Annotated in this window: 2 protein-coding genes; both read right to left on the bottom strand. The window is 72.9% G+C overall.

All coding sequences use genetic code 11. The features are described 5' to 3' along the window. Positions 1-254: 254 nt before the first annotated feature. The gene (locus ACZ45T_RS31245) at positions 255-767 is read right to left on the bottom strand and encodes an ATP-binding protein (RefSeq protein WP_468447222.1); all 513 of its coding nucleotides are present in this window, start codon (positions 765-767) and stop codon (positions 255-257) included. A gap of 13 nt (positions 768-780) precedes the next feature. Beyond that, complete coding sequence (locus ACZ45T_RS31250; RefSeq protein WP_468447224.1) at positions 781-1,143, bottom strand: STAS domain-containing protein; 363 nt, start codon at positions 1,141-1,143, stop codon at positions 781-783. Positions 1,144-1,351: the final 208 nt, after the last annotated feature.

A 1,351-nucleotide genomic window follows, 5' to 3' on the forward strand; every position in this document is an offset into this window, starting at 1 on the left:
CAACCCCGGCCCTTCGTCTGGACGAAGACAGCCGACGAGATCCTCGACAAAGTCGCCGCCTACTGCCACCGAATCTCTGACTCAGGTCACTAGGTCGTCTCTTTCGGATCTTGTCGGCCGGGCCCGCGGCGTCTGGTGCCGTGCATGGCAAGGCGGAGGGGCGTGCCGCGTACTGGACGTACTCGGGCGCCCCGACAACGCGGCCAGGTGCGGCGCCAGGCGTCGCGGGCCCGACAAGATCCGAAAGAGACGGCCTAGGTCTCGCGCGGGGCGTTCCGGGGGCACCACCGGGAGAGCGGCTGCCCGTCGTGGGGAGGCTCCGGCGGGAGTTCGCCGGGCGGGGAGTCGATCTCCACCCACACGCACTTGCCGTTGCCGTCCACCGGACTCCAGCCCCAGTCGCGGCCCAGCCGTTGCATGATGAGCAGCCCGTGCCCTCCGGGCAGCGACGGGTCGGACCGGTGCTTGGCCTGCGGTGCGGCGGGGCTCCCGTCCGTCACCTCGATCCGTAGCCACTCGTCCGTGCAGCGCAGGACCAGGGAGGTCGGCCCGCCCGCGTGCAGGCAGGCGTTCGCGACGACTTCGGACACCAAGAGCAGGACGTCGTCGATGACCTCTGCCCCGGGGGTGCCCTCCTCCAGGGGGCCCGGGGGCCAAGGCCATTCCGTGAGGGCCCGGCGCGTGAAGTCACGGCACCGGGTGACCGCGTCCGCGGCGCCGTGCAGCACGAGGCGCCGGGTCAGCTCCGGCGACCGGCCCTCGTCCATGGCTGCTCCTCCGCTACGTGCGCCGGGGATCCGCCAGCGCGGCGTCCACATCGGGGTGGACCCGGAAGAGCCGGTCCGCGCCCGTGATGTGGAACATGCGTGCGACCGGTGGGTGCAAGCCGACCAGCTCGAGGCTGCCACCGGATTGCTGGATCGCGAGTCGGCCCCGCAACAGCACGTTCAGTCCCGTGGAGTCACAGAAATCCAGCCCGGTCAAGTCGACGAGCAGCCGCCCGCCGTCCTGCCACGTGGCGTCCAGAGCCTGCCGCAGGGGCTCGGCGGTGTCGTGGTCGAGTTCCCCCGTCATGGCCAGAACCGTGGCCCCCGGGAGGGACTGCGCCTCGACGGTGAAACGTTCTCCGCTCGCCGTGGGCATCAGTCACACACCCCCCGTCCGTGCCGCCCGGTCCGATGACCCGCTGAGGCTGACATGGCTCCTCCCATCCGGGATCTTCGGGGTGTACGGCGCCTACCCCGTCCCGGGCCGTCCAAGCCTGCGAGCATGGGCGCGGGGGGGGGGGGGGGGGGGGGGGGGGGGGGGGGGGGGGGGGGGGGGGGGGGGGGTGAGGGGGGGGGGGGGGGGG

Source organism: Streptomyces sp. NPDC030995 (genome assembly GCF_055571215.1).